General features: G+C 38.4%; 7 protein-coding genes. 5 read left to right on the forward strand and 2 right to left on the reverse strand.

Features of this window, described 5'->3' with window-relative positions; all coding sequences use genetic code 11:
- Both RAO94_12420 and RAO94_12425 read right to left on the reverse strand, forming a co-directional pair.
- Positions 1 to 286: FGGY family carbohydrate kinase (locus RAO94_12420; GenBank protein MDP8323145.1), on the reverse strand; the 286-nt coding region annotated here is incomplete at its 3' end.
- Positions 283 to 1215, reverse strand: coding sequence for a lysophospholipase (locus RAO94_12425; GenBank protein MDP8323146.1), 933 nt, complete (start codon positions 1213 to 1215; stop codon positions 283 to 285). The genes RAO94_12425 and RAO94_12420, both read right to left, overlap by 4 nt.
- 407 nt (positions 1216 to 1622) lie before the next feature.
- Between RAO94_12425 and RAO94_12430 the strand changes: the two genes are divergently transcribed.
- From RAO94_12430 to RAO94_12450, 5 genes are all read left to right on the forward strand, one after another.
- Positions 1623 to 2489, forward strand: a complete 867-nt coding sequence (locus tag RAO94_12430) for a choice-of-anchor J domain-containing protein (GenBank protein MDP8323147.1) — start codon at positions 1623 to 1625, stop codon at positions 2487 to 2489.
- 229 nt (positions 2490 to 2718) lie between these two features.
- Positions 2719 to 3045: a nucleotidyltransferase domain-containing protein gene (locus tag RAO94_12435; protein ID MDP8323148.1), complete on the forward strand. Its 327-nt coding sequence runs from the start codon at positions 2719 to 2721 to the stop codon at positions 3043 to 3045.
- A complete protein-coding gene (locus tag RAO94_12440) occupies positions 3030 to 3179 on the forward strand; it encodes a hypothetical protein (GenBank protein ID MDP8323149.1) in 150 nt (49 codons plus the stop codon). Before RAO94_12435 ends, RAO94_12440 begins: the two co-directional genes overlap by 16 nt.
- A gap of 19 nt (positions 3180 to 3198) precedes the next feature.
- The gene (locus RAO94_12445; protein MDP8323150.1) at positions 3199 to 3804 is read left to right on the forward strand and encodes a transposase; all 606 of its coding nucleotides are present in this window, start codon (positions 3199 to 3201) and stop codon (positions 3802 to 3804) included.
- A 229-nt stretch (positions 3805 to 4033) separates the two neighbouring features.
- Positions 4034 to 5089, forward strand: coding sequence for a peptidylprolyl isomerase (locus RAO94_12450; GenBank protein MDP8323151.1), 1056 nt, complete (start codon positions 4034 to 4036; stop codon positions 5087 to 5089).
- Positions 5090 to 5549: the final 460 nt, after the last annotated feature.

Genomic DNA, 5549 nt, shown 5'->3' on the forward strand with positions numbered 1-5549 from the left:
ATACCGGTTTCCCGCTTTTGTCCCATATTACAGTTGTCTCTCGCTGATTTGTGATGCCGATCCCGGCTATCTCGGATGCTTTTACTCTCTTTTTTGCCAGCAATGCCTGGATCACTGCTAATTGATTTTCCCAGATCTCGATTGCGTCCTGCTCCACCCAGCCAGAATGAGGGTAGCTTGTCTGCGTTTCTTTCTGCTCTATTCCAGCTACTCCAAAAGATTCGTCAAATAATACTGCCCGACAACTGGAAGTCCCCTGATCAATAGCAAGAATGTATTTTTTCAAGATTGCTTGAGCCAATCGGCAATTTTACCCTGCAGCCAGGTCAATATATCAGCAAAGAACATCTCTCTGTTCAATTCCAGTTTGAGATCATGACGGCATTCTGGATAAAAGATCGCTTCTATATCAAAAAAACCATGTCGCTCATAGAAATCTATAATTTTCCAGACACTTTTGCCATTTGAGTTTGTTGCATCTTGCTCTCCTGCCATAAATAAAAAAGACAGATCATGAGGAATATTCTTCATCATCGAGCTTTTACTCAATTCTATCATCCCACCCAGCATATCAGCAAAAAATCCTGATGTAAATGTACCGCCGCACCAGGGATCAGCGATATAAGCAGCAACCTTTTCTTTATCTCGACTTACCCAATCGTAAGCAGTTTCCGGATGCTTGAATTTTCGATTATAACTCCCAAAAGATAAAGCAGCCAGACGCTTGCTGCGATACCGGCTTCCAAATTTGCGTATCTCATATTTTGCTATCATTTCACCTAACTTCATCAGCAGCATTGATTGCACAGGTATTCCGCTTAAGAGCACTCCATCAATATCTTCTCCCCATTCACGGATATAATTCTGAGCCAGTGACGAGCCCATACTGTGTCCATAAATAAAATGCAGCAGTTTCTTATGAGATTTTTTTATTATTTCTGTAAATTGATGAATGTCTTCAAGTAATAACTGCCAGCCATTTTTATCAGCTAAATAACCATAATCTTCTTCGGTGCCGGCTGTTTGACCATGACCTCGCTGATCATGACAATATACTGCTATTCCATTTTCTGTTAGAAAATTTGCCAGTTCTGAATAACTACCCGAATGTTCCGCCATGCCATGCACGATCTGAACTACTGCCTGCGGTTCTCCCTCTGGTAACCAGGACTGATAATAAATAGTCTTACCGTCTTCTGCTTTGAAATTTTTCATCTACCCACCCCTTCGTCTAAAGTCATTTTATTGGAAAATACCTTTGTAAGCGTCAAGTAAAATCTCCCCGAAAGCCGGGTACGAGATATATAAATTCAATTTATTCAACAATCTCAAGTACCTGAATAATCCCTATATTCCACTATTTGTACCTATAAACTGATCTCTCTGTTCCCGGACTGACCACGGCATAACATTATAATGTCATGCCGTGGTCAGTCCGGGAACAGAGAGATCAGATCCATATAACTTAGAAAATGGTTTTGCTGAACATCAGTAACTCTGTTTACCGTGTTCACTGCGTTTACCAGAAAAAATGTGATTCAGATCTGCAGCCAGATCAGAGGTTATACTTGACAAAATAATTGATAATCTGATTAAGAAACAAATCATAAAATCTGGAGGAAATGATGAAATTCAAAATTATACTACTCATACTACTGGGTGTGATATTCAGTATGTCTGCTCATATTTTGCAGGAAGGCTTTGAGACTGCTTACGTTGACAGCTTAACCGGAGAGACTATTGTTCCGGGAGGCTGGCAGATTATTGATGGAGATGGAGATACTTATAACTGGTTTTGTTATTCAACTCAGAACACCGCTCATAATGGTTTACAGTCTTTAGCTTCTGAATCATGGAAAGGAGGGATTGGGGCACTTACTCCCGATAACTGGGTGATCACTCCGGCAATCACAATACCAGACAGTACAGATTTATACTGGTGGATAGCAACTCAGGATGTTTTATTTCCTAATGAAAATTATGGTGTATATTTATCAACAACAGGAAGTGATCTGGCTGATTTTACAGCATTATTATTTAGTGAAACACTGGATACCTTGAATGTTGTCTGGCAGCAACGGGCAGTGAATCTGCAGGAATGGGCAGGACAAACGGTTTATCTCGCCTGGAGGCACTATAACTGTACTGATAATTATAGAGTTAAAATTGATGATATTCTGGTTACGAATGAGAATGTGGATAGTGATGAGAGTGATCTGGTAGTGTCCTCTGGAATTATTGACCGGATTTATCCTAATCCATTTAATCCGGAGACGAATATCAATTTTTATATTAATAAACCTGGTCAGGTGAATCTTTCGGTGTATAATATCAAGGGACAGTTAGTGGAAAACCTGGTTTCAAGTAATATGGATAGAGGAGATCATAATATCATCTGGAAAGCCAATGATCAGCCATCTGGAATGTACCTGTTCCGACTGAAAACCAAAGATGGAGAAAGCACCGGCAAAGCCATGCTACTGAAATAACGTTGTAACCAGACCATCCCTGGTCTGGGTGGGGGAAAAGACAGGTAGAGGAATGGAAAATTGAAATTGTAAACAGCCATAGGCTGACAAGAATGTAAAATTGAATGTAAGATAAAACAAGACCAGGGATGGTCTTGATACAACGTTGTAACCAGAGCATCCCTGCTCTGGGTGTGGGGAGAATTAAGACAAGACCAGGGATGGTCTTGATACAACGGGAGAATTGGTAATGTATCAGAAAAAGGATTTAGAGATTGTAAAAGATGTGATATTGGGTGAAATGACACCATATCAGATCATTCTGTTTGGCTCTTATGCAACCGGCAAGCAAGACGAATCCAGTGATTTAGACGTAATGATACTAACTAATGAGGAGTTTAACCGAAAATATAAAATGGATTTATTGTACCGTTTACAGAAGAAATTTCTCTATTTGGGATATCGCATAGATTTAATTATCAAGAATTGGCAGGATTTTGAGAAGTATAAGGATTATATAGGGACGATCAACTACGATGTAGGCAGAGAAGGAAAGGTGTTATGGACAAAGCAGTAGAGCATCTTGTAAAACTATGGCATATCAAAGCAGATAAGACTCCAAGACCAGGGATGGTCTTGATACAACGTTGTAACCAGAGCATCCCTGCTCTGGGTGTGGGAGAATTAAAACAAGACCAGGGATGGTCTTGATACAACGAAGGAGCATAAAATGGATATAGTAATTAAACAAGGTGAGTATCTTCCTCATTGGACAATGGATCATTCCATTTATCATGTCTGCTTTCGTCTATTAGATTCTTTGCCTCAGGAGATTATAAGAAAGTGGGAATTTGAGAGAATAGATATCATTGAATCAGCCAAAAAAATGAATAGACCCCTTTCAGTGGAAGAAGAGGACAGACTGAGATTCTTGCAATCTAAGAAAGTTGATAAATATCTTGATGCAGGAACAGGTGCTTGTTATTTGAAAATAGATAAAATTGCCAAAATGCTGGCTTCGGCGTTGATGTATTATAATGATATAAGGTATCAATTATATGCCTGGTGCATTATGCCGAATCATGTGCATGCTATTGTCAGGGTTTTTAATGATAACTTGTTTAAGATCATCCATAGCTGGAAATCTTATTCGGCAAGTGAGGCAAATAAAATTCTGGGTCGTAAAGGCGGATTCTGGCATACTGATACCTATAATCATATTATCCGCAGCGATAAAGAGTTCGGTTTTCAAATGAATTATGTCTGGCATAATCCCGAAAAAGCTGGATATCAGAATTGGAAGTATAGATATAGTATAGTGAATGAACCGTTGTAACCAGACCATCCCTGGTCTGGGTGGGGGAAAGACATGGAGAGTAATGTAAAAATTGAAAATGTAAAATTGAATATAAGATAAACCAAGACCAGGGATGGTCTTGATACAACGTTGTAACCAGACCATCCCTGGTCTGGGCGGGGGAAAAGACAGGTAGAGGAATGGAAAATTGAAAATGTAAAAGAAACCAAGACCAGGGATGGTCTTGATACAACGCAAGGAGTTAATAATGTCAAAATTGTTATTGTTATTAAGTATTATGGTAATTGTGATAAGCCTTAACGGGCAGACTGTGGTGGAATGGAAAACCAATATGGGAGTTTTTAAAGCGGAACTACGCGAAGATTTAGTGCCAATAACTGCTTACAACTTCCGTGATCTGGCTAATGCTGAATTTTATGACGGATGCATTTTCCATCGTGTGATCGCAGATTTTATGATCCAGGATGGAGACCCCACTGGAACAGGTATGGGTGGACCGGGATATAATATTCCTGATGAGTTTCATCCAGAATTAGTGCATGACCGGGGAGTAGTTTCCATGGCAAATACCGGAAATCCCAATACAGGCGGATCACAATATTTCATTACAGTAGTACCCACTTCCTGGCTGAATAATGTGCATGCGATATTTGGGCATATAATCGAAGGTATGGATGTTGTGGATGCCATAAGCGTAGTACCTACTAATGCCAATAACCGTCCTATAGACCCGGTGATAATTGACAGCATCAGAGTACTCACGCCACCTATTGACTCATTTACACCAGTCTCAACCCGCAATGATGCTGATATGGGGCATATAGAAGTGTTTCTGATGTCAAGCAATGATTTTACTCTGGAATATCAATGGTATGTAAATGAAGAATTGCAGACAGAGACCAGTTTTATATTTACATATACCTTTTCCGAAGCTGGCTATTTTGAAGTAAAATGCGTAGCCTCCGGAGATTATGAATATGATTATGAACTCATCTGGCAGTATAATGTAACTAATAATGATAATGATTTAGATGAGATAGCAGCTAATGGGAATTTAAATAATTACCCGAATCCCTTTAACCCGCAGACTACTATTATATATAATGTAGAGCAGTCAGGCAATGTGAAACTGGCAGTTTATAACCTTAAGGGGCAATTAGTAGAAATTCTTGAAGAAGGTAGGAAACAGCCAGGGAATTACCAAATAGTGTGGGATGCTTATGATCAGCCGAGTGGGATCTACCTGATAAACTTAATAAATGAACATTCAGTAACAACAAAAAAGCTAATCCTGCTTAAATAATTCATTTCACGATGTAGCAACGTAATTAATCTTAAAAAAGTAGAGAAAGACAGCACCTAAGGGGCTTCTCTTGAATTAACATGAGTTCGTCGTATTAGTTATAAATAAAAAACAAAAAATAAAAAAGATATTGACAGAATAAACGATAATGGCACTTATTAGCATGAGGAAGGAGAAAGAGTAATTTTAATAAGAGAATGGGAGAGATCAAAGATGATTAGGGTGTCTATAGCATTGATAATACTCCTATTTATACTATATTAAAATTTAAATTGAAAGTTAATATGTGGTGCGGATTATTGAGTGAATATATCTGTTATTTAATGAAATGCTTTTAGAAAAAAAGAGAATTGGAGAGATTTTATGATTATGTGTTGTTATTTTTTTAATTTTATTAGAATCACTCCAGTCCATTCAAAATTAAGTGAAGGAAAATAAGGGAAACCTAATGTCGAAGATG

It is taken from the genome of Candidatus Stygibacter australis, from assembly GCA_030765845.1.
GTDB classification, from domain to species: domain Bacteria; phylum Cloacimonadota; class Cloacimonadia; order Cloacimonadales; family TCS61; genus Stygibacter; species Stygibacter australis.

Bases quoted from the DNA above. Each gene is read 5' to 3' on its own strand.
- RAO94_12425 (MDP8323146.1), bottom strand. From the start codon at position 1,215: ATGAAAAATTTCAAAGCAGAAGACGGTAAGACTATTTATTATCAGTCC.
- RAO94_12435 (MDP8323148.1), top strand. From the start codon at position 2,719: ATGTATCAGAAAAAGGATTTAGAGATTGTAAAAGATGTGATATTGGGT.
- RAO94_12445 (MDP8323150.1), top strand. From the start codon at position 3,199: ATGGATATAGTAATTAAACAAGGTGAGTATCTTCCTCATTGGACAATG.
- RAO94_12430 (MDP8323147.1), top strand. From the start codon at position 1,623: ATGATGAAATTCAAAATTATACTACTCATACTACTGGGTGTGATATTC.
- RAO94_12450 (MDP8323151.1), top strand. From the start codon at position 4,034: ATGTCAAAATTGTTATTGTTATTAAGTATTATGGTAATTGTGATAAGC.
- RAO94_12440 (MDP8323149.1), top strand. From the start codon at position 3,030: ATGGACAAAGCAGTAGAGCATCTTGTAAAACTATGGCATATCAAAGCA.